This window comes from Exiguobacterium sibiricum 7-3 (assembly GCF_000620865.1).
In the GTDB taxonomy this organism is placed as follows: Bacteria; Bacillota; Bacilli; order Exiguobacteriales; family Exiguobacteriaceae; genus Exiguobacterium_A; species Exiguobacterium_A sibiricum_A.
In genome coordinates, this window is sequence record NZ_KK211190.1 from 1,829,625 (window position 1) to 1,851,191 (window position 21,567).

A 21,567-nucleotide genomic window follows, 5' to 3' on the forward strand; every position below is an offset into this window, starting at 1 on the left:
GAAACATTATAGAAATAATATTGTAATATTTAAACATTTTTACTAATGGTACACTCATCTAAGAAAATCATAGAACAACATTACATATTGCACTACCCACATATCGGACAAGGTCCGACAGATTCAAAGGAGGATTTACTGATTTGAAAAAATTACTTACTACGCTGACGGTATCTGCTATCGCCGTCGCCGGTTTCTCGACATATGCCGTCCCAAAAGCAGATGCGGCAACGTTTTATAAAGTCAAAGTCATGAACGACGGATTACGGGCCCGTACCGGTCCTGCTACAACATACGGGATCATCACCGGTCTTGATAAAGGCGATACATACAAATACTTGGGCCGGACCGGGAACTGGACAAAAATTCTCTACGGATCGCGCAAAGTCTATGTCTCTTCTACATATGTCAAAAAATATTCTGTCACGACATCGTACAAAATCAAGATCATGGTCGACAATCTTCGTGTCAGAAGCAGTTCGTCGACAAGCAGTTCCCAGGTCGGAACCGTCAACAGCGGTCAAACTTTCCGTTACCTCGGCCGGACAGGCGATTGGATTAAATTCTTATACAACGGCAATAAACGTTTTGTTCATGCCGATTACGTAAAAAAATATACGGTCACCAGCTTAACCAATTCGGGTGGTGCAACAAAAGCATCAAACGATTTCATCACGCCGACGAGCGGACCGATTACGCAAGGCTACGGTCAAGCAAGCGGTGTCTACGGCTATACGTTCCATAACGGAATCGATTACGGTGCCCCGAAAGGCACACCGGTTTATGCAACGGCAGCCGGGAAAGTCATTACTTCTCAATTAAAAGGGGCGTACGGCAATTACATCATGGTCAAGCATTCGATTGATGGTGCTTCATTCACAAGTCTCTATGCCCACTTGAACAGCCGATCGGTCTCAGTCGGACAATCGGTCTCAAAAGGACAACTTCTCGGTACTGTCGGTCAAACAGGAAATGCGTTCGGAACGCATCTTCATTTTGAACTGCACCGTGGAACATATGTCTACAGTGCGACATCCGCTGCAAGCAGTGTCAATCCGTTGAACTACTTATAACGATTTGATCACCCCCTCATTTCTTATGAAGTGAGGGGGTGTTCGTTTCTACAGATATTCCATAGATCGGTCTAAGGCTCCAGCAGTTGCGTTTCGTCCCCTTCCATCAGTGGGAAATGAACCATACGTCGATTGACCAAAGGCGTTTGATATTTTATAATTCAAATAGACGTTTGAATGTATTAGGAGGTATCGTTATGGCACATGATCATCATCACCATCACACCGACAATAAAAAAGTCTTACTTCTGTCGTTCACCATCATCACGCTGTTTATGTTCGTCGAGGTGATCGGCGGATTTTGGACGAACAGTCTTGCGCTGTTATCGGACGCCGGACATATGCTGAGCGACTCGATTTCACTTGCAATCGCACTCGCAGCCTTTCACTTCTCAAATCAGAAGCCGGATGCAAACAAGACGTTTGGTTCGAAACGGTTCGAAATTCTCGCGGCAATCTTTAACGGTGTTGCCCTGATCGGCATTTCGCTTTATATCTTCGTCGAAGCCGTGCAACGGTTTGTTAATCCACCGGCTGTCGCAACAACCGGGATGTTGATCATCAGCGTGCTCGGACTTCTTGTGAATCTGCTTGTGGCTTGGATCATGACGCGCGGCGGCGGGCATGAAGACAATCTGAACATGCGTGGCGCCTACTTGCATGTCTTAAGTGACATGCTCGGCTCGATTGGTGCCATCGCTGCTGCATTATTGATTCTGTTCTTCGGCTGGGGCTGGGCGGATCCGCTCGCAAGTATCATCGTTGCCATTCTTGTTCTGCGCAGCGGCTATTACGTGACGAAGGCTGCGGTCCATGTCCTGATGGAAGGCACGCCGAGTGACGTCGACATTGAACAGGTCGTCTCGACGATTCAGACAAATGAAGCGATCCTCGGTCTTCATGATCTTCACATTTGGTCGATTACGAGCGGTTACAATGCTTTGTCCTGCCACGTCGTCGTTAAAGACGACATGACGGTCCGTGAATCGGAGTCGATCCGTGAACAACTGGACCATGACTTAAAACATGTCGGTATCACCCATGCGACGATTCAGGTTGAGACCGCTCAGCACGACCATGAGAATCAACTGTACTGTCATGGGGAACAGAAGCATGTGCATTAACAAGGACCATTCTTAAACCAAAAAGGCGATTCCCTTCAATCGGGAATCGCCTTTTTGCTTACCATTCGTGTAACGTATCGTCAGTTCTTTAACTTTGCCTGATAGGCTTTCGAATAACGGTCGGCGGCAATGATCGCATCTGCCACTTCATCGGCTGTGACATCAAAGCCGCTGTGGATTGTCTCCCCGTCGGCCGTCGCCGCCTGTCCGACTTTAAGGATGTCTTCGCGCGACGCGTCTTTTAATTTAACGTCTTCGAGTGTGACCGGCAGACCAAGGTCCATATAAAAAGCGATGTACCGCTCAATCTCTTCTTGCGGATGTTCTTCGAGCGCCAGTTGGACAAGTGTCCCGAACGCAACCTTTTCACCGTGCGTCAGGTGATGGATGTCCCCGTCAAGCGCCGTGAATCCGTTATGAATCGCATGTGCTGCCGCCAGTCCTCCACTCTCGAATCCAAGACCGCTCAGTAATGTATTCGCTTCGACGACGGCTTCGAGTGCCGGCGTGACGACCTTTGCCTGGACCGACTCATACGCAAGTCGTCCGTGTTCAAAAAGGACTTCCTCACAGCGCTTCGCGATCGCTTCCGCCGCAATCGTCGGCCGTCCTCCTGCCATCGTCGTTCCACCGAAGGCAATGACACTCCGGACCTCGACCCAAGTGGCCAGTGCATCGGCAATGCCAGAGGCAAAGAACCGCGCCGGTGCTTCCGAAATCAACTTCGTATCGACCAGAACAAGATCGGGATTTTTGTTGTAAAAACGATAACTTTCGAAGATTCCTTCATCGGAATAGATGACCGACAGCGCGCTCGTCGGTGCATCGGTCGAAGCGATGGTCGGCACGATGACGACCGGCAGATGAAACTCGTCCGAAACGGCTTTCGCTGTATCAAGCGTCTTCCCGCCGCCTACTCCCATGACGAATTTCACGCCGGCATCCTTCGCTTGTGCGGCAATCCGTTCGACCTCATGTTTGGAGGCTTCACCGCTGAAGTCCGCTTTTTCAATTTTGATTCCTTCTGTTGAAAACGAAGCATGGACACGTTTTTCGACGATTTTCCAAACGACATCATCGGCAATTACAAGAGCAACGTCGCCAATCGGGCTCACGTATGTACCGAGCCGATCAATGACGTTTTTCCCTTGGACATACTTTGCCGGACTAATGAAAACACGTTCTGACATGTTCAACATCCTTTCTTTCTTCAACGACAGTATCAACAATGGCTTACATTCTATTGCTTTCCTTTTCGTCCGGTCCTCTAAACTCCTTGGGCCGTGAACATTAGGTGAATTGCAGGACCGGTCGTGCCAAACGTTGACGTACCAATCGTCCGTCTGTCGCCACCCGTTCATCCGGATTCTCTCCGAACCATTCGAGACTCGCCGTTTTCGTAGCCAGCATCGATTTGAGTTCTTCAAAAAATCTATCGTAATCAACGATTCCGTCAAATAACGGCACCATGCCGTCCCGCGAGCCGCTTGCCGCATAAACATTCGCCGGTTCAAAGACGTCGAATTGATCGGCTCGTGCAATCGTCTTCAAGTGAAGGTGTTCGATGACCGGTTCGAGCCGATGGTAGGCCGTGACCGGATCAGCACCGGATTCGACGACATGAAGGACATCGAAGTTCACGCGGCAGGCCGGATGATTGACCTCGTGCAATAACCGTTCAGTCGACTCGATCGTGTCCGCCGCCGTATTCGGATGGATTTCAAGCAACACCAACTGCTTCGCTTGATCCAAGACTTTACAAACGCCGCTCAATTGATAGACAAGTCGCGCCCGTTCCGCCTCCGTCAGTTGGTGACTCGCCTTGTGACCGGCAAAAATCCGGATCCGGCGGGTTCCGAGCCGCTGGGCGAGGCGAGATAAGGCTTTCGTTTGTTCGAGCAAGACGGACAACGGAGCGTCAAACGACAGGTAATGGCTGAGCATACTGACATGAATCCCGCTTCTTTGTAACAAGGCAAGACCTGCTTCCTGCAGATGCTTTGCATGGACACCCCAGACATCGATCGCCTCAAACTCGTTTGCTGCGGCAAACCTCACCAACTCATCGAATGACCGTAGATGATGCCGGTAGCTGATTGTACAAAGTGCGAGTTGCATCCGTTTCCCCTTCTTTCTGTTGAAATCGGCTGAACAAATCGACGAGCTGCCGTTTGATGTCATCTTCGAGCGTCGTTTGTGCGACGAGCCATTGTTGGATATCCTGTAAATCTGTCCGGTCGCGGGTCATGCTGTATTTGATTGCCCGGTGTTGAATGATCGTGTATTGATTGACCAATTGCTCGATTTTGTCACACCAGTCGTCAAAATCGGATGCCACTAAATCAATTCCCAAGCGTTCATAAAAATAGGCAAAGGCATGCTCATAAGCATATTTGCGGATGGCGATGACGGGTAGTTGCTTTAACGCCTCCGGCAACTTTTCCGGTCTCGACGCATGGTGCAATATGACCTGTTCGACCGCTTCCGTCAACGGATGGTGCCGCTTAAGCCCACTCATGAAATACGCGGAAACCGTTTCCGTGTCCGGCAGCTTGACCTGACTCCCGTCAAACCAAAAGCCACCGGCGACAGTCGGTTGATCGATCGCCTGAAGAATCCGTGTCCGATCAAATTCACCTTCATACCGGAAGTCCGGATCAAGCATCCGCCACCGGTCTTCATCATCCGTTGGTTCGAGCATCACGTAATGCGGAAAGACCTCGTGATGGAATTTATTCTCCCGCTCCGGTAACCGGGCGAGGTCGAGCATGACGATGACGGATTGTTCCGGTCGCTTGGTTTTCATGAACTGTTCCAGAGTCACAAGGTTCGCCGCTTTCGAGCTTGACGGATCGTACCAGGACTGAACGGTGATTCCATACAGCAAGCGGTACCAATCGAGCATCGCTTCATGACTGATATGCGCCGCATGGTGGGACAGGACAAACTCAGACGTCAACGCAAAGTCAGCGTCCCAGATTCCAAAGTAGTACGGACGATGGTCGGCGTCCGATCGTTTGATTACTTCACACACACAACTGACGAGACAGTGAACCTTAATCATCAGACGACCTCCTTTCGTGCCAACGATTGCAGCAACTGATCGACCGTCATCTGCGGCAGTTGAGCAAGTTGTTCATCAGCCAGGACATACCCGTGTTCAAGTTCCAGATGAACGAGCAATTGCAACAGCCGTATCGAATCCAGCTGCAAGCCGTCCCGAAGAAATTCTTGCCCCGTCAATTCTTGTCGCAAGTTGACATCAAGCTGTTCCTCGACAATCTGACAAAATGACTTGTAATCAAGGAGTGGATTCATGATGTCACCCCCAGACGAACGCGGCTGATTTTCCCGTTCGGCAGTTTTTCAATGGCCGGCACGAACGTCCAATCCGACGGACATTGATGGGGCGCAAGCTGTTCCCGACAATAGGTCCGCAACGCGGCTTCCGTCGCCGAGCTGACAAGTTGGACACAGACGCGTTCACCTTGCAGGCGATCCGTCCGTTTGAAGACGACGGCCTCTTCGACATCATCATGACGGAGTAACACATCCTCGACATCCGCCGGATAAACCGACAGACCGGACACATTGATCATTTCGTCAAGACGACTGAAGAACAGCAATTCGCCGGTACTCGTCTGCCCCATTAAATCTTTGGTTCCGATCCACTGGTCTCCTGCCTTTATCCTTAACTCAGCAGGCTCGTCGATGGTACCGGTCTGGATTGTCAGATGTGGCAACGGATAGCCGATCGCTTGAGCTGATTTCGGAGCAGGATGTAAGGCGATACAACCGATTTCCGAACAGCCGTACTGTTGCAACAGATGATCCGTTACGTTCTGGATGGCTTCAAACCAGACGGTCGGCAAGGTCATCCCGGAAATCATCACCGCAAATAGCCGTTGCTTAAATTGGCTGAGTAAATAAACGAGTCCCGGTCCGGCATACAAAATGGCGTTCGGATGTGCCTGACAGACGTGTAAAATATGCTTCGGTGACAGGTTTTCCAAGATAATCGGTGTCGCTCCGCGCTCGAGTGTCGCCAAGAGCCCACAAATCAATCCGAATGAATGCGACGTCGGGCAGGCAACGATGGTGCCGGTCGTCGCTGTTAATGGAAAACGTTGACCATAGGCTGCCAGTTCCTCGTCAATCGAGGCCCACGTCCGATGAATAACTTTCGCGTCGCCGGTCGTGCCGGAGCTAAACTGAATCAATCCTCCCGGTCGAACCGTTGACGCTGCCAAACGGATCGGCTGTTGAAAATCGGCATACACTAAATAATCACATCCCGCTTGTTCCGCCAGACGTCTTGCACCGGCTTCCGGCAAATCCGGATGGAGCGGTACGACCGTCCCGTGCATCTGTTTCATATAGAGACAAAACGCGATCCATGCCGCTGTGTCCTTGACGCAGACGGCAACGACGGTCTGTACGGGATCCGTGAGCCAATTGAGTCGACAAACCGGATGATCGGTCAGCATCTGTTTCGTATAAAACGTGTCTTCAATGTATAACATGCGTTTCGCTTCCTTTCGGTGTTCGTATCTGAAGTAGATTGCGGACAATATGCCGGCACTGCGTCGTGTTGAATTTACGCGCGACAAGCGACTCCGTATAGATCGTCGGTGCATCGAGTTGTAACGTTTCTAGACGATCCGGCGGAAAATCCAGTCCGTTAAGTATTTCGGCGGTCCAGTCAAAAAAGATCGTCTCGTCGAGTTGATGTATTTCCTTCAGCTGATGCGACAACTCCGTCAGATGAAAAACAAACACCGTATCGACGACGAGCTCACGTAACGCCTCGACCTGGTCCATCTCGTAGTACAGATTAGTCGTTGAGCGAAAGGCCGGATGCAGCGTGTCAAACATCGGAATCTTTTCCGGACGTTCGACAAACGAGCGGACAAATTCAACGCTGTCATGAAAATCCCGTAACATCAGCCGCGTCGGCCAACCGTCCTTCAAGACAAGCAAAGCATTTTGCGCATGCGCCTCCACTGCGATTCCTTCTTCGACGAGCAGCCGGAAAACCGGTTCCAGATAGACGGTCAAAAACTGTTTCAGCCAGCGCTCGCGTCCATATGTCTTGAACCACGGTTCAAGGAACAGTGTCTCGTCCCCTTCACGGAGGGCGAGTGCCGTCAACGGGATGACCGTTTCGTTTGGCAAAAGATCCGCCAGAACATTGTCCCGGTACAAACAGCCGATTCGTCCCGACAAGTCTCCGTCTGTCGTCTCGACGACTTGACTGGCGAATTCCCGGAGTATAGTCACCGGCAGTTCTTGCGTCCGGTCGACCAACCAGTCGGATAAAACAGGTGCCGCGACAATGTTCGGAACAGTGAATGTCCGTCGTGAGGACGTCTGCATCAAATCGAGCGGCAGCTTGATGTGCGGAACCGTCGGCGCATCCGGTTGGAAAACGGTCCGGATCGATTGAGTCGCTTGAAACAAGGCACCGGCTTCCCCGAGATCGATGCCGCCGGACGCGCGGACGTCCGCTTCGACGTGTTGCCATTGCCACGGGTGGACCGGCAGAACGTGATAACCGGGCGGATTGTCGACCGCAGAACTTAACTTTTCCTGCAACCGGAGATACGTCTTGCGACCAAACGTCTGCTCCATCACACCATCCATGCGTTGTTGATGAACGATCGATACCGGGATGGCAACAAAGTGCAACCGGAAACGTTGTCCTGCTTCCGGTCCATAGCGCGAGTGGTCGTCACGCGAAAAGCCAATCCGGGACTTAAAACACGGATGGTACGGATGCCCTTCGACCAATGCTTGTTCCAGTTGTTCGTAGGACAAATGCGTCCGCGGCTCGGGATATGTCGGACATACATCGGCAAACTGAACCGTCTGACGCAGTTCCAACCGCAGCGGCTCCGCGAGTTGAAAACAGTCCATGATGTGCTCAAGCGTCGGCGATTGCTCGTGATTTCCCCGCGTCAAGACGACCGTCTCGATGTCGAGCCAAACGCGGTCAAATGCTCCCCGTCTGCCGTCGACTGTCAGTTCATACGGCGGACGGACAAAACGAAACGTCGTCTGTCCCTGTCGCCGGTGTTCGATGAACGGTTCGATCCGTTCAAACAGGATGGCTTCAAGAAGTTGTTTGCAGACACGTCGTTCGTTCGTCGTTCGCATGGCGGACCTCCCGGTGTAATGGATTGTCGATTTCGATGAAGATCACCCGCTCGCCGCTGACTTCGAGTTCGTCGAGCGCATGGAGCCGTGTCAACAAGTTCGCTTTATACGGTAACGTCGGCCGTGAACGGACATATTCGAGCCAATCCTTGCCACGTCCCGATAAGATCTGACTTTTTTGATCGCACCACGTTCCGACCCACTCGAGCATCGTTGATTCCGCAAGCAAGCCGTCGCGGTCAAACCGATGGATCAGACCGGCCAAGTGATTCCAGATCATGTAATACGTCAACCGCTCCTTGATCGTCGTTTCGTCGTAGAAAAATTCCGGTGCTTCTGCCAGTGAGGCTTCGAGGTGGATTAGCTGGTTTTTGTTCGAACGGGCGAGATAATACCCCTGATTATCGCGAAACTGGTAGCTGACAGGACGTCCGTGTTCAAACCGGATCAGACTGTTTTGCTGGTGCGCTTCGAGCGCAATCCCGTAGTGTTCATACAACTCGACCAAGGTCCCGAGTGTCAGTTCGATATACGTCTCGAACCAGTCCCGGGCCGCTTGAGGCATCGATTGATCCGCTCGCTTTGACTTCAAGACGAGCGATGCCAAGACGGACGGTTCTTGATCGAGCGGTTCCTGAACAAGCGCCGCGACGTTGATCGCATCATCCTGGGCTTCGCGGTAAATGACTTCAAAACCGGACTCGTCTGCACCGGTCTGAACCGTTGCGTATGCCGGATCATGGGTGATCGAAAAGCCGTCCGGAAACGAAATTTGTTCGGCGAGACGCCGCATGACGAGTCCCGCAGTTAGTTCATGCCGTTTATTGACGCGACGCGAATTGGTGACTTGGACCGGAATCGAAAACTTCAGCATATGCGACCGATCCGCTTGCAGGACCGTCCGGATCGAAGATGTCGCAAAGTACATCGGACCCAGTCGGCCGAGATGGCGGAGTTGGTTCGTCACGAGCAACTGTTGCACAGACGGTTGCAACAAAAGATATTGTGCCTGCAAAGGATGAGCGGGTAACAGGCGTTCTGACGCTGACAGTGTAACCGCTGATCCGACTTGCTTCCGCATCTGTTCACTGATCCGTTGATCCGTCGCACTGGCTTCCGTCAGCAGGGACTCATCAACCGCAAAATAATCGAGTTGGAACCCGTTCCTGAATTCCGGTGCATACGCGACTTGCTCCCAGTCATGCATCCCGACCCGGCTTTTCGGCGTCGGGTGGAACCAATGTCCGAACCGGACCGTCTGCTCGTGTTCAAGAAACGTCTCAGGGCAAATCGGCTCGCTCAACTCATGCGCGATGACGTGACACATACCCCGGTGACTGTCGAGGACCCGGTACAATAAATCTGTTACGCAGGGAGCAAGCCGTTGCAGATGTTGGCAACAGGCAATGATGAAGGTCAATGGTGCTTCCTCCGTCCATCCGCAGCTCGTTTGCCGGTAAATCCGTCCGATTTCGTGACGCCCGATCCGTGAACGGCGTCGGATTTCAAGGACGTAGATGGTCCCGACGTCGATCCGGCAGGCCGTCTCACCGAACCAGATGTTCTCCTCGTCTGTTGGAATGAACCACTCGATCATGTCGATTTCACGGAGGTAGCTGTTGCCGAATGCTTGGAGCGTTGCATGGGTTGCAATCTCTTCGGTTCGTTCTGTACGTGTCGTCATGACTGTCACACTCCTTCTGACAATTGATAATCATTCTCACTTTCAAAAAAGAGAAAAACGGGTTTCCCCGTTCTTTCTCCTGTTCTTCATCTGGTCATTTCAATAAGACGTCTTCAAGTTCTGTTAATCCTTTTTGGCGTTCGATTGGATCCCAAAAGCCCCACGTCGTCGACAATTGGTGGACTTGATCTTTTTTGACTGCTGTCAGCCCTTTCCAGACCTTCCCGTTCGTCACTTCATCGTAGTACGGTCCACTGTTGAAGTACGACAGATCAATGATGTGGTCGGGATTATATTTCGCCAGTCCTTCGATCGAAATGTTTTCCCCGAAGTCTTTTGGCAGACCTTTCGTCGGTGTCAGCCCGATATCATCAAACAACAGCGAGTTCGTCGCATGGTTCGTCAGACCGTAGACACGAATATCTTTTTTGTTGACTGAGACCGCCATGAAGGTCTCGTCCTTGACGTTTTCCTTGATCCGTTGACCGATGTCTTTTGCTTCTTTCGCCAAGTCATCGATGACTGCTTGTCCTTCTTCTTTCTTGTTGACTGCTTCCGCGACTTTAAGGTGATCCTCTTTCCAGTCACCACCCACTTCGACAGCGACTGTCGGAATCGTTTTCGCCAGTTTGTCATACAGCGGTTTATACCGGTCACTGATGATCAACAAGTCCGGATCCAGTTTGACGATCTCTTCCGGATTGATTTCGTCGGCGTACGGCAACGCCTTCGTTCCTTCGAGTTCTTTCGTCAAATGTGGTGGAAACTCATTATCGTACGCCATCACGGCATACGGTTTGACACCAACGGAGACGAGCGATCCTTCCCATGACACGTGTGACAGGACAACCACTTTTTTCGGATCATTCGGAACTTCCGTTTTTCCAAAAATATGTTCAACGGTGTGGACGGCGGCTGCTTTTTTTGTCGGTTGTTCGCTTGCCTCGCCTCCACAGGCGGCTAATACAACACACGTCGCGAGGACGGATGTGACACTGATGATTTTTTTCATATGATTCTTTTTCCCCTCTCACTCTCGTTCTTCAATAGTAATGATAATCATTATCAATGATTATCGACATGGACGAACCAATCAACTTTCATGGACAAATTAAGCGTGGTTCATTTTCGATGTAGTCTAACAATTGCTTCAGCATGTGGGTGCGTCCGAGTGGTCCCCAAGGATCCCAATCGACGCTGTCCGGATAATGGACTTGATGACGCCTGACCGCCTGCAAGGTCTGCCACGACTCTTCTTGCTGAATCCGCTCGACATCAACCGGTTGACTCCATAAGATCAGCAGGTTTTCGGGATCAACTCGTTGTAACGTCTCCAGCGTAACGATTTCATAAATGGCTTCCGGTAATCCCGGTGCCGGTGTCAGACCCAAATCATGAAATAAAAAACTGAGCATCGTATGTTGCTTCGTCCCGTATAACCGCACCTCGTCCGGTCGAATCCAGACGACAGCCCATGTTCCGGTCTTGTTCCACGCCAAACGTTCCTTGACCGTTTGTTCGAGCGCTGTAATCTGCGCGACGATCGGCTCGAGCCGGTCTTCCCGATTCGTCGCGACGGCAATCAGTCGGAGATATTCACTCCAGCAGGTTTGATGCGGCAGTTCAAGGACATGGTCCGCCGGCAACCAGCTGATATCCTGTCCCTTCTCTAAACTCGGTGTCTTGATAATCAAATCGAGTGCCGTCGTCTCGAACCATTCCCGTTGAAGCGGTTGATTGGCGTCGTACAACCGGGTTCCGTCCAGTCCGGTCAAAAACACGGGTAATCCGCTTGCTCCGTATTCCGTCGGATAACTCGGTGCGAGGATCGGTTGCAGACCAAGTGCCAACAGATGATCCTGCAACAAGAGGCGGCTGGCAATCCCGATACGCGGTGTAATCCGTTGTAAAAAATGGGTCGGCGATAAACCGGTCCGTTTTTTGAAGAGGCGGCTGAAATAAAATTCGTCCTGCAATCCCACTTTTTGTGCGATTTGCGCCAACGTCATCTCGTATGAAGCGAGCATCCACTCCTTTGCCGTGCGAATCCGCAGTTGCGTCACATATTCTTTTGGTGTTGCGTGATACCGCTCTTTGAACAGCCGGTTAAATGTCGGTACCGACATTCCGAGATCAAGCGCCAGCTCATGGACGGACCTTTGCATCGACAAGTCCTTTAACCAAGCGGCAGTCACTTCCTCAAACACGTGACTCTCCTGTTCGCGGCTCAATGTCTCAAGCAATTGATAGAGAATTCGTAGTTGAGTCAACCCTTCCTGTTCCGAAGTCGGGCTGACATGCAGTTGCCGTAACCAGTCATGCAGGATTTCCGCGTCTTGCCGATACAGGGCACACCGGTGTCCCGTCAACGTCAGGTGGTAAAACAAACAGGTCTCTTTCGCAGTTGGCAACACTTCGTCGATTTGTTCGATCCAAACGGCGTCACCCGGGTATAACCGGTGCCGGTTGCTGTATAAAAATCCGCTCCCCGCAACGACGATGACCAGTCCCGGCTTGACTGCTCGCCGGTCGCCTTCAAGCAACCAATGCTTTTCGATTGGTAACGGTTTGATCTGTAACTCCATCCTACCCACTCCCTAAAAAAACATTTGACAAAAAATTGGTCTTCGATGTACGTTTAATCGCGTTGATAATGAATCTGATTCTCAATTACAAAGGAGAGACGTCTATGACTACATCCGTTCGACCACGCTCGATCCTGACGATTGTTGCTCTCACGGTTGGACTGCTAACGCTATTGAGTACACTGTCCTTGTTTTACGGTGCTGTGCCGATTTCCCGGGCGACCGTCCTCGCCTCGTTCCATGCCTTTGACGCCGGTAATCTGCAGCATCAACTCGTTCAAGAAGTCCGGCTTCCGCGTCTGATTTGCGCCGGGCTTGTCGGCATTGCGCTGGCGCTGTCGGGAACGATGATGCAAGGGTTGACCCGGAATGCGCTGGCTGACCCCTCTCTGCTTGGCATCACCCACGGCGCAGGACTCGGAGTCGCCTTGTCGCTGGCCTTTGTCTCGGAGCATTCATTTGTGACTTCACTTGTCTTTTCATTTGGCGGCGCCGCACTTGGGACAGCCGTCATCCTGTTGATCACGGTGTTTGCCCGCGGACGCTTTTCACCGGTCACATTGACCGTAGCCGGTGCGGCACTGAGTGCTTTATTCAGCGCCCTGTCGACTGGTATCACTCTGTTTCACCAAGTCGCCCAAGATCTCAGTTTTTGGTATGCCGGCGGTTTGTCCGGGGCCAAATGGGCGCACGTATTCGTCTTGCTTCCGGTCGTTCTGCTTGGACTCCTCATTTCCTTACATATCGCCCGCAGCATGACCGTCCTCTCGCTCGGAGAAGATGTTGCGACCGGGCTGGGGTCCTCTTTGACGAAAGTCCGGCTGCTTGGATTTTGCAGCATCGTCCTGCTTGCCGGTGTTGCCGTGTCGGTCGCCGGTGTTATCGGCTTTGTCGGCTTGATCATTCCCCATATCAGCCGTTTTTTGGTCGGGACGAACTATTACTTGTTGCTGCCGGTCAGCGCTCTGTTCGGCATGACGTTATTGATCGCTTCCGATTTGCTGGCGCGAATGATCAATCCGCCGTTCGAAACACCGCTTGGAGCCGTCACCGCCTTGGTCGGGGTACCCTACTTCCTTTATCTCGCCCGCCGAAAGGAGTTGTCCGTCTGATGGATGTCTGGCATGCCGTAAAACAGGCGCGATTGACGCTGTTTTGTTTATGTAGTCTGCTCATTTTGACATTCGTGTACAGTCTGTCGACCGGGATTATTCCCGTTTCGTTTGGTGCGATCGGCCGAACGTTGATCGGACAAGGGACGGAAGCGGAACGGCTGATTCTCATCGATCTCCGGCTACCGCGGATGTTGCTCGCCTTGTTGATTGGTGCCGGACTGGCTGTCTCCGGTACATTACTTCAAGGGATGTCACGCAATGCGCTAGCTGATCCCGGCATTCTCGGAATCAATGCCGGTGCCGGACTATTCGTGGTCTTGACGCTGTTTTTCTTTCGATCAGCTACACATCAACTTCCGATTCTGCCGTTCGTCGCTTTTTTCGGTGCGACGCTTGTCGCCTGGACGATTTACCGGTTGGCGGGAAAAGCGGTCCAACCGGGACGTCTGTTGTTGGTTGGCGTCGGAATCAACGCCCTGTGTGGCGCCCTCTTGATTATTTTTCAGTTGAAGATGGATCCGCGCGATTTCCAGCAGGCGACGGTCTGGTTGACCGGAAGCATCTGGCAGGCGGATTGGTCATCCGTCTTGACGCTTGCACCTTGGATCGTCTGTTTGGTACCGCTTGCCTTTTTACACAGCCGGTCGTTGAATCTGTTGCAAATGAGCGGCTCGCTCCCACAGACGTTAGGTCTCCGAGTCGAGCGGACACGGAAACGGATCTTGTTGATCGCTGCCGCACTTGCCGGTTCCTGTGTCGCTGCCGGTGGCGGTATTTCCTTTATCGGATTGCTCGCCCCGCATATCGCCCGTCGCCTCGTCGGACCAAATCATTACAGTCTGATTCCGGTCGCCGCCCTGCTCGGCAGTCTGCTCGTGTTGCTCGCAGACTTGATCGGGAAAAATCTGCTTGCTCCTGCCGACATTCCGGTCGGGATTGTCATCGCAATTCTTGGAGCACCTTATTTCATCGTATTATTGTTCCGAAAATAAAGGCAGACCGATTCGCCGCAAGTGGACGGATCGGTCTTTTTCTCAGCGTTTGCCTTTTTGACCCAGAACCTCGTAATACTGCTGGTCACTTCCTAAAATAAACGAAGGTGTCGGTTGACCACGACGCGCGCGGTGACCTGCAAGATGGATGTCACTCGTCTCCCACGTCTTCCAGTCCTGTTCCGATTCCCAGCGAATCAAGACGATGACCTCTTCCTCGCCCCGCGTTCGCTTTTTTTGCAGGATACTGAGGTCGATGAAGCCGGGTTGTTGTTCGATGATGCCTTCGCCTGCGAACCGTTCAATCATTGAATCGGCATGACCGGTTTCCACCCGGATTGTTTTAAGTTGAATAAACAGAAAAACCACCCCTTTTTAATTGATAATGAATCTCATTTGCAATAATACTATATCATCGACCCTCATCCTTTTGTCAATACCATTCCAATTCGTTTCCATCGATGATGATTTGGCAGACACAAAAAAAGCCGCTTCGATTCGAAATCGAAACAGCTTAAAATCTATAAACTATATATGCTGCTCAAGCAACACGTGATTCTTCCGAACGGTACGCTTTTTTCCGACCGAACAATCCGCCGAGGACGGCCCCGATGATCGCCGGAACGACCCAACCGAGTCCGACGGAGAAAAACGGCAGAACGTTTTCGAAAACACGCAAGACCGGTCCGACCGGTGCTTCTGCCACCTTCAGCCCGTCAAACAGACTGACAGCAAACGTCATCCACATGGCGCCTTGATAAACGGCCGGTTTTCCTTTAAAGACGGAATGCAAGAACGTCAGGAAAATCAGACAGATTGCCAATGGATAAAGCGTCAGCAGGACCGGTTTCGAAATCGCAATCAACTGTGTCAGTCCGATATTGGCGACAAGGGCACTGAAAATCGACAGTCCTATCGTCCACTTGACGTATGAGATCCGCGGCAACAACAGTGAGAAGAACGAGGCACAGGCGGTGATCAGACCGACACTCGTCGTCAGACACGCAACCGTGATCATCAAACCGAGCAAGATCGAACCGTACGAACCGAAATAATAATCGGAGACGGCAGACAAGATTTCCGCTCCGTTTTTCAGCGGACCGATTTTAGCGACACTGGAAGCGCCCATGAAGGCAAGGGCCGAATACGTGACGGCAAGTAAACTCGCTGCAATCAAAGCTGCTTTTGAACAAATGATGAGCAACTGCTTTTTCGATGTGACTCCTTTTTCCTTAATCGCCGAAATGATGATAATACCGAAGACAAACGCGCCGAGCGCATCAAGCGTCAAATATCCTTCCTGGAACCCGTTAAAAAAGGCATTGTGCTGATACGTCGTCAAAGGATTCTGAAAACTCCCGATTGGCTTGATGACGGCGACGAGAATCAACAGCCCGATGAATGTAATCTTGATCGGTGTCAGGATTTTCCCGACGACATCGACGATTTTTGTCGGATTCAGCGACAACAGACACGCCACCGTATAAAAAAGAATCGAAAAAATCAGCAATGGTGTCGACGATGCAGATTCCCCGAAAAATGGTTTGATTCCGATTTCATAAGAAACGGTCCCGGCACGCGGAATCGCAAAGAACGGACCAATTGCCAAGTACAGGATAATCGCAAAGACAAGACCAAAAATCGGATGGACCCGCGACGCCATCGCCCGTAAGTCCGGTTCACCGGAATAGGCAAACGCTAGGATGGCAAGTAACGGTAAGCCGACGCCTGTGACCAGGAATCCGGCATTGGCAATCCAGACATTCTCGCCTGCCATTTGTCCGAGCATCGGTGGAAAAATCAAATTACCGGCCCCGAAAAACAAGGCAAACAGCATCATACCGATAACGACGATAAAAGATGTTGGAACTGTTTTAGACATAAGAAACCCCCACGATTAAATTACGACCTGATTGTTTTTAGAACAATCAACCAGGTACTTCGTTCGAAAGGATAACATAGGTTTGTGACCTCGTGCTAGGAGTTTATCCGGTGAATATTCTGAAAATTTAGCTGAAAACGTTCTCCTGTCCTTTGATACCGAAATACCACCATAGTGGTCTGCTCTTTTGTAATCGGTAACATAAGTTCATCTGACTGGGACGAACTTATGAAACTTTCTCAAATCAATTTGCGTATGGATAATTATGGTTTTTTTAAGACAAAGGAGGAATTTAGATGAAACGATTTTTACTCGCCGCCACCTTGACCGGTCTGCTTGCCGGCTGTTCCGATGCGCCGGAAGCCGAAAAAGCCGAACCACAGAAATTGACGTTCAAACAAGATGAGCAGACGATTCAAATCATTCCGCTTTACGATGCATATCAGTCATATGTCGATGCAACGCTAAAAGAGCCGACCGAGAACGGTGCCCTGTTTGAAAAACACGTTTTAGACGTGAAAGATAAGTGGATTGAGAAGGAAAAACTGATACCTACCTATCAGGACAAACGCATTTTAGAAATTCCTACCGACAATGCAGAAGAACTGAACAAAACGATTGCCTATTTAAAAAAACACCAGGATTCCATTCATCAACAGATTAAAAAAAGCCTTCAGACCTCAATCAAAGCACTGCCAAGAACAGATAAGCTGACGGTCTTCGTCGCGCCTTATAATGTCCATAATGCAGCTGATATTCAACGTCACGGCGGTGCTTCCGGTTTTGCCTCCGGGACAAACATGTTCACCCTCTACTTAGCAAAAGATTTTTCAAGAGATACACTGGCGAATACCGTCGCCCACGAATATCATCATACCGTTGCTTTTGAAAGCAACACGCATGACTCGGTGTTCAACAGTATCCTCTTGGAAGGTGAAGCGGACATGTTTGCTGCGCAGGTCTATCCAAAAGGGAAATCGGAAGCGACCGAACCGTTGCTCGATCATACGCTGGAAAATCTGTTGACACAGATCAACAACCATAACGTGGATGCGTACGATTTACGATACGGCAACTATGACAAAGACATTCCGCCGCTTGCTCAATATACGCTCGGCTATATGATCATGACGGACTTCCTTCAAAAAAATCCGGGTCTTCCCGTCGCCAAATGGACCAAAATGCCGACAACGGATATTTTGGAGAAAACCGGTTATGCGAAGAAATTGACAATCCGTTAGGCAAAATTCCGATAAACTGATGCCAGAAAAACCACGGATCGCGTGTCTTTGAAACAGACATACGAACCGTGGTTTTTGACTTTTTTATCCGAACACTTATTTAAAGGCCGGAATCGCCGTTTCGTCATAATTGTCCTCGAGGAACTTTTTGACTTTCGGACTTGTCATTGCTTTCGCAAGTTTTTGAATCGCTTCTGAATCCTGATTGTCCTTCCGGGCAACAAGCGTGATCGCAAAGTCATTTTCGACGCCTTCCGTAACAAGGGCATCTTTCTTCGGCGTCAGACCGAGCGGTGAAGCATAGGCCGGCGTCATGATAACTGCATCCGCATCATCATAAAGACGGGCGAGCATCAGCAAATCGACTTCCTTGAACTTAAAGTTACGTTTGTTTTCCGTGATGTCTTTCATCGTGTAGTACGGACCGGTTTTCTTTTTCAACTTGATCGCATCATGCTGTGCAAGCAGAGCAAGCGACCGGTCGATGTTCGAAACGTCATTTGCGACGGCAATGACAGCGTCTTTCGGCAACCGATCCATCTTTTTATAGTCTTTTGAGTAGAGACCGTAGTTCGCAAAGTAAATCGGTTTGATCGGTACAAGATTGGCTTTATTGTTGCGGTTGAACTCTTCCATGTACGGAACGTGCTGGAAGAAGTTCGCATCGACTTCTTTTGCTGCGAGGGCACTGTTCGGTTGCACGTTGTCACTAAGGACGACGACTTCCAGATTAATGCCTTCTTTTTTGAGTTCCGGTTTGACGAGATCAAGAATTTCCGTCATCGGTTTGATCAGTGACGCGACTTTTAACGTCTCTGTTTTTGACGCCGACTCTTGTTCGTCCTTTTTATCGGCGTTGCCGCATCCGGCTAAGGCCAACACAAAAACGCTGAGTAATACCATGATTTTTTTCATTTTGAATTCCTACTTTCAGTTAACGTTTATCGAGCAAGCGTGCTATGGTCGTCCCGGCAAACTGAATCAGTTGTACCAGGATGACCATAATCAAAATCATATAGAGCATCAATTCCGTCTGAAACTGTTGATAGCCGTACCGGACGGCAAAGTCGCCGATCCCCCCGCCTCCGACAACCCCCATGATCGTCGAATACGAAATGAAGCTGACGATCGATGTCGTCAGACCAAGCACAAGACCGGACCGGGCTTCAACGAATAAAAACTTCAGGACGACTTCACGCGTCGAGGCTCCCATCGAGACAGCCGCCTCGATGACACCTTTCGGCACTTCAAGCAGCGATTGTTCGACGAGCCGTGAATAATGGGCAATGGCAATAATCGCAAGCGGAACCGTCGCTGCTGCCGTTCCGATTGCCGTTCCGATGATGAGACGCGTAAATGGAATCAAGAAGACGACGAGCAATAAAAACGGAAACGAGCGAATCGTGTTGACAAGTAAATTCAAACTTGAAAAGACGAACCGGTTCGACAGCAACTGCCCTTTACGTGACAGATAGAGCCAGGTTCCGAGCGGCAAACCGACGAGAACTGCCGCGAGAATCGAGATTCCGACCATCACGAACGTTTGTCCGATCGCCAGTCTGATTTCCGCTGCATATTCAAGCACGATGTCAGGCATCTGAATCCCTCCGCTCTGTCAATTGAGTCAGGAACCAGCTGGCATCACTCGTAATTTCCGTGATTCCTGCCGGCTCGGTCGTCATCGTCGTTTCAATCTGTCCGTCTGCCATGATCGTGACCCGGTTGCAAATGCTTTGGATCACCTGCATCTCATGACTGACGAGGACAATCGTCACGCCGAGTGTCTGGTTGATGTCCTGCAAAACGCGCAGGATTTCCGACGTCGTACTCGGATCAAGCGACGACGTCGGTTCGTCACATAACAGGACACGCGGCCGGTTGGCGAGCGCCCGGGCAATCGCCACACGCTGCTTCTGTCCTCCGCTCAGTTCGGCCGGATACTTCCGGGCAAAGGACTCCAGTCCGACGAACCGGAGGCACTCCTGAATCCGGTCCGCCCGCTCGCGTTTTTTGACACGGGCGAGTTCAAGCGAAACACCAATGTTTTGTTCGACCGTCTTGTTTCCGACCAGATTAAAGTCCTGAAAAATCATCCCGATATTTTGCCGGGTCTGCCGCAGTTGTCGATTCGACAGGTTTGTTAAATCCATTCCGTCAAATTCGACCCGCCCGGTATCCGGCCGTTCGAGCAGGTTCATCAGCCGGAGTAAGGTCGATTTCCCGGCTCCGCTTGCGCCGATGATGCCATGAATCTCGCCCTGTTCAATCGAGAGGGCGACGGACTGGATGACCGGTTGTCCGGAAAAAGCTTTACTGACATTTTGTAATGAAATCATCTGACACCCTCCCTTACAACGTGTTTCATTTTACCGTAAGCTGTCTGTTTTTGTCATGCTGTTTGCTTTTTTTCTTTCCCGCGTCACTCCTCTAATCAAGTAAATCATTCAGAAAATAAAACAGAAAAACCCTGAACATAAAGTCCAGGGTCGTATTTCCAGCATTCAATAGCTTTGATTATCCTTCATACTTCTTGACGATCGTCGCAATCCCTTGGCCGCCGCCGATACAGAGTGTCGCAAGACCATGACTTTCACCGGTCCGTAACATCTCGTGAATCAACGTCACCATGATTCGTGTTCCGCTGGCGCCAATCGGGTGACCAAGCGCAATCGCCCCGCCGTTCCGGTTCAACTTCGCCGGATCAAACTTGAGTTCTGCGTCGACTGCAAGTGATTGGGCAGCAAACGCTTCGTTCGCCTCGATGACGTCGATGGCGTCAAGTTCTAGACCGGCTTTTTGTAACGCCTGTCCGACGGCCTTGACGGGACCGATTCCCATGATGCTCGGGTCAACACCTGACGTTCCGTTGGCGACGATCTCGACGAGTGGGGTCAGTCCAAGTTCTTTCGCTTTACGGGCCGACATGACGACGACTGCTGCCGCCCCGTCATTGATACCCGATGCATTTCCCGCTGTCACTGTACCGCCTTTCTTGAAAGCCGGACGCAGGCGGGCAAGTGAGTCCGCTGTCGTTCCGGCACGCGGGAACTCGTCTTCGGCGAATACGACCGGATCGCCTTTGCGTTGCGGAATCTCGACCGGCGTAATTTCAGCTTGAAAACGATTTGCTTCAATCGCTTGACCGGCTTTTTGTTGACTCGCCGCTGCAAACTGGTCTTGCGCCTCCCGGGAAATCGTATATTGCTCAGCTAAGTTTTCCGCCGTGATTCCCATATGGTAGTCGTTAAAGGCACACTCCAAACCGTCTTTGATGATTGTATCGACAAGCGGCTGGTCTCCCATCCGTAAGCCGGTCCGGGCACCGCTTAACAAGTACGGGGCCTGACTCATGTTTTCCATCCCGCCGGCGACGATGATATCAGCTTCGCCGGATTTGATTGCTTGGAAAGCGAGATGAATCGCCTTCAGCCCGGAACCACAGACTTTATTGATCGTCATGGCCGGAACCGTTTCCGGCAGACCGGCGAGGAAACTCGCCTGACGGGCCGGATTTTGTCCGAGTCCCGCCTGAAGAACGTTGCCCATGATGACTTCCTCAACGAGCTCTGGTGCGACATTCGCTTGTGCGAGCGCCGCTTCGATGACCGTTGCTCCGAGTTTCGTTGCCGGGACATCCTTTAAACTGCCGTTAAAACTGCCGATTGCCGTTCGTGTCGCACTGACGATGACGACTTGCTCGCTCATCCTGATTTCC

Annotated in this window: 20 protein-coding genes; 5 read left to right on the plus strand and 15 right to left on the minus strand. The window is 51.0% G+C overall.

The annotated features are described in order from the left end of the window. Window positions 1-143 precede the first annotated feature (143 nt). Window positions 144-1,073: a peptidoglycan DD-metalloendopeptidase family protein gene (locus P402_RS0110570; protein ID WP_026828657.1), complete on the plus strand. Its 930-nt coding sequence runs from the start codon at window positions 144-146 to the stop codon at window positions 1,071-1,073. 197 nt (window positions 1,074-1,270) lie between these two features. Next, window positions 1,271-2,197 carry a cation diffusion facilitator family transporter gene (locus P402_RS0110575; RefSeq protein ID WP_026828658.1) on the plus strand — a complete coding sequence of 309 codons (927 nt, stop codon included), beginning with the start codon at window positions 1,271-1,273 and terminating at the stop codon, window positions 2,195-2,197. Between the two features lie 80 nt (window positions 2,198-2,277). Here P402_RS0110575 and P402_RS0110580 read toward each other — a convergent pair whose 3' ends face one another. From P402_RS0110580 to P402_RS16495, 9 genes are all read right to left on the minus strand, one after another. Continuing rightward, window positions 2,278-3,387 carry a glycerol dehydrogenase gene (locus P402_RS0110580; protein WP_026828659.1) on the minus strand — a complete coding sequence of 370 codons (1,110 nt, stop codon included), beginning with the start codon at window positions 3,385-3,387 and terminating at the stop codon, window positions 2,278-2,280. Between the two features lie 100 nt (window positions 3,388-3,487). Beyond that, window positions 3,488-4,315: a sugar phosphate isomerase/epimerase family protein gene (locus P402_RS0110585; protein ID WP_026828660.1), complete on the minus strand. Its 828-nt coding sequence runs from the start codon at window positions 4,313-4,315 to the stop codon at window positions 3,488-3,490. Continuing rightward, on the minus strand, window positions 4,260-5,261 hold the full coding sequence (locus tag P402_RS16490) for a DUF6005 family protein (protein WP_081776645.1): 1,002 nt from the start codon (window positions 5,259-5,261) through the stop codon (window positions 4,260-4,262). Before P402_RS16490 ends, P402_RS0110585 begins: the two co-directional genes overlap by 56 nt. Continuing rightward, the gene (locus tag P402_RS0110595; RefSeq protein ID WP_026828661.1) at window positions 5,261-5,515 is read right to left on the minus strand and encodes a phosphopantetheine-binding protein; all 255 of its coding nucleotides are present in this window, start codon (window positions 5,513-5,515) and stop codon (window positions 5,261-5,263) included. Before P402_RS0110595 ends, P402_RS16490 begins: the two co-directional genes overlap by 1 nt. Next, complete coding sequence (locus tag P402_RS0110600) at window positions 5,512-6,720, minus strand: AMP-binding protein (RefSeq protein ID WP_026828662.1); 1,209 nt, start codon at window positions 6,718-6,720, stop codon at window positions 5,512-5,514. Before P402_RS0110600 ends, P402_RS0110595 begins: the two co-directional genes overlap by 4 nt. Next, window positions 6,707-8,353, minus strand: a complete 1,647-nt coding sequence (locus P402_RS0110605; RefSeq protein ID WP_026828663.1) for an IucA/IucC family protein — start codon at window positions 8,351-8,353, stop codon at window positions 6,707-6,709. The genes P402_RS0110600 and P402_RS0110605 overlap by 14 nt, the downstream gene beginning before the upstream one ends. Next, a complete protein-coding gene (locus P402_RS0110610; protein ID WP_026828664.1) occupies window positions 8,310-10,037 on the minus strand; it encodes an IucA/IucC family protein in 1,728 nt (575 codons plus the stop codon). Before P402_RS0110610 ends, P402_RS0110605 begins: the two co-directional genes overlap by 44 nt. 94 nt (window positions 10,038-10,131) lie before the next feature. Further along, complete coding sequence (locus P402_RS0110615; RefSeq protein WP_026828665.1) at window positions 10,132-11,049, minus strand: ABC transporter substrate-binding protein; 918 nt, start codon at window positions 11,047-11,049, stop codon at window positions 10,132-10,134. 88 nt (window positions 11,050-11,137) lie between these two features. Then, window positions 11,138-12,622 carry a helix-turn-helix domain-containing protein gene (locus P402_RS16495; RefSeq protein WP_051525154.1) on the minus strand — a complete coding sequence of 495 codons (1,485 nt, stop codon included), beginning with the start codon at window positions 12,620-12,622 and terminating at the stop codon, window positions 11,138-11,140. 104 nt (window positions 12,623-12,726) lie between these two features. On the opposite strand from P402_RS16495, the gene P402_RS0110625 reads away from it, so the two are divergent. Both P402_RS0110625 and P402_RS0110630 read left to right on the plus strand, forming a co-directional pair. Further along, on the plus strand, window positions 12,727-13,734 hold the full coding sequence (locus P402_RS0110625; protein WP_026828666.1) for a FecCD family ABC transporter permease: 1,008 nt from the start codon (window positions 12,727-12,729) through the stop codon (window positions 13,732-13,734). Further along, entirely contained in the window at window positions 13,734-14,729 is a 996-nt protein-coding gene (locus P402_RS0110630) for a FecCD family ABC transporter permease (RefSeq protein WP_034769920.1), read from the plus strand. Before P402_RS0110625 ends, P402_RS0110630 begins: the two co-directional genes overlap by 1 nt. Before the next feature lie 42 nt (window positions 14,730-14,771). Here the strand turns inward: P402_RS0110630 and P402_RS0110635 are convergent, their stop codons facing one another. Both P402_RS0110635 and brnQ read right to left on the minus strand, forming a co-directional pair. Next, window positions 14,772-15,089, minus strand: coding sequence for an antibiotic biosynthesis monooxygenase family protein (locus P402_RS0110635; protein ID WP_026828668.1), 318 nt, complete (start codon window positions 15,087-15,089; stop codon window positions 14,772-14,774). Between the two features lie 181 nt (window positions 15,090-15,270). After that, the gene (brnQ, locus tag P402_RS0110640; RefSeq protein ID WP_026828669.1) at window positions 15,271-16,611 is read right to left on the minus strand and encodes a branched-chain amino acid transport system II carrier protein; all 1,341 of its coding nucleotides are present in this window, start codon (window positions 16,609-16,611) and stop codon (window positions 15,271-15,273) included. 296 nt (window positions 16,612-16,907) lie between these two features. Here brnQ and P402_RS0110645 point away from each other — a divergent pair, with 296 nt between their 5' ends. Beyond that, a complete protein-coding gene (locus P402_RS0110645; RefSeq protein WP_026828670.1) occupies window positions 16,908-17,852 on the plus strand; it encodes a DUF2268 domain-containing protein in 945 nt (314 codons plus the stop codon). Window positions 17,853-17,948: 96 nt separating this feature from the next. Here P402_RS0110645 and P402_RS0110650 read toward each other — a convergent pair whose 3' ends face one another. The 4 genes from P402_RS0110650 to P402_RS0110665 form a co-directional block, all read right to left on the minus strand. Further along, window positions 17,949-18,767 (minus strand): MetQ/NlpA family ABC transporter substrate-binding protein, encoded by an 819-nt coding sequence (locus P402_RS0110650; RefSeq protein WP_026828671.1) that lies wholly within the window; start codon window positions 18,765-18,767, stop codon window positions 17,949-17,951. A 19-nt stretch (window positions 18,768-18,786) separates the two neighbouring features. After that, window positions 18,787-19,449 carry a methionine ABC transporter permease gene (locus tag P402_RS0110655; RefSeq protein ID WP_026828672.1) on the minus strand — a complete coding sequence of 221 codons (663 nt, stop codon included), beginning with the start codon at window positions 19,447-19,449 and terminating at the stop codon, window positions 18,787-18,789. Next, the gene (locus tag P402_RS16500) at window positions 19,442-20,188 is read right to left on the minus strand and encodes a methionine ABC transporter ATP-binding protein (protein ID WP_051525155.1); all 747 of its coding nucleotides are present in this window, start codon (window positions 20,186-20,188) and stop codon (window positions 19,442-19,444) included. The genes P402_RS0110655 and P402_RS16500 overlap by 8 nt, the downstream gene beginning before the upstream one ends. Window positions 20,189-20,366: 178 nt before the next feature. Next, window positions 20,367-21,557: an acetyl-CoA C-acetyltransferase gene (locus P402_RS0110665; RefSeq protein WP_026828673.1), complete on the minus strand. Its 1,191-nt coding sequence runs from the start codon at window positions 21,555-21,557 to the stop codon at window positions 20,367-20,369. Window positions 21,558-21,567: the final 10 nt, after the last annotated feature.

Excerpts from the sequence above, each read along its gene's own strand:
- P402_RS0110575 (WP_026828658.1), top strand. The coding sequence starts at position 1,271 with ATGGCACATGATCATCATCACCATCACACCGACAATAAAAAAGTCTTA.
- P402_RS0110580 (WP_026828659.1), bottom strand. The coding sequence starts at position 3,387 with ATGTCAGAACGTGTTTTCATTAGTCCGGCAAAGTATGTCCAAGGGAAA.
- P402_RS0110585 (WP_026828660.1), bottom strand. The coding sequence starts at position 4,315 with ATGCAACTCGCACTTTGTACAATCAGCTACCGGCATCATCTACGGTCA.
- P402_RS16490 (WP_081776645.1), bottom strand. The coding sequence starts at position 5,261 with ATGATTAAGGTTCACTGTCTCGTCAGTTGTGTGTGTGAAGTAATCAAA.
- P402_RS0110595 (WP_026828661.1), bottom strand. The coding sequence starts at position 5,515 with ATGAATCCACTCCTTGATTACAAGTCATTTTGTCAGATTGTCGAGGAA.
- P402_RS0110600 (WP_026828662.1), bottom strand. The coding sequence starts at position 6,720 with ATGTTATACATTGAAGACACGTTTTATACGAAACAGATGCTGACCGAT.
- P402_RS0110605 (WP_026828663.1), bottom strand. The coding sequence starts at position 8,353 with ATGCGAACGACGAACGAACGACGTGTCTGCAAACAACTTCTTGAAGCC.
- P402_RS0110610 (WP_026828664.1), bottom strand. The coding sequence starts at position 10,037 with ATGACGACACGTACAGAACGAACCGAAGAGATTGCAACCCATGCAACG.
- P402_RS0110615 (WP_026828665.1), bottom strand. The coding sequence starts at position 11,049 with ATGAAAAAAATCATCAGTGTCACATCCGTCCTCGCGACGTGTGTTGTA.
- P402_RS16495 (WP_051525154.1), bottom strand. The coding sequence starts at position 12,622 with ATGGAGTTACAGATCAAACCGTTACCAATCGAAAAGCATTGGTTGCTT.
- P402_RS0110625 (WP_026828666.1), top strand. The coding sequence starts at position 12,727 with ATGACTACATCCGTTCGACCACGCTCGATCCTGACGATTGTTGCTCTC.
- P402_RS0110630 (WP_034769920.1), top strand. The coding sequence starts at position 13,734 with ATGGATGTCTGGCATGCCGTAAAACAGGCGCGATTGACGCTGTTTTGT.
- brnQ (WP_026828669.1), bottom strand. The coding sequence starts at position 16,611 with ATGTCTAAAACAGTTCCAACATCTTTTATCGTCGTTATCGGTATGATG.
- P402_RS0110645 (WP_026828670.1), top strand. The coding sequence starts at position 16,908 with ATGAAACGATTTTTACTCGCCGCCACCTTGACCGGTCTGCTTGCCGGC.
- P402_RS0110650 (WP_026828671.1), bottom strand. The coding sequence starts at position 18,767 with ATGAAAAAAATCATGGTATTACTCAGCGTTTTTGTGTTGGCCTTAGCC.
- P402_RS0110655 (WP_026828672.1), bottom strand. The coding sequence starts at position 19,449 with ATGCCTGACATCGTGCTTGAATATGCAGCGGAAATCAGACTGGCGATC.
- P402_RS16500 (WP_051525155.1), bottom strand. The coding sequence starts at position 20,188 with ATGATTTCATTACAAAATGTCAGTAAAGCTTTTTCCGGACAACCGGTC.
- P402_RS0110665 (WP_026828673.1), bottom strand. The coding sequence starts at position 21,557 with ATGAGCGAGCAAGTCGTCATCGTCAGTGCGACACGAACGGCAATCGGC.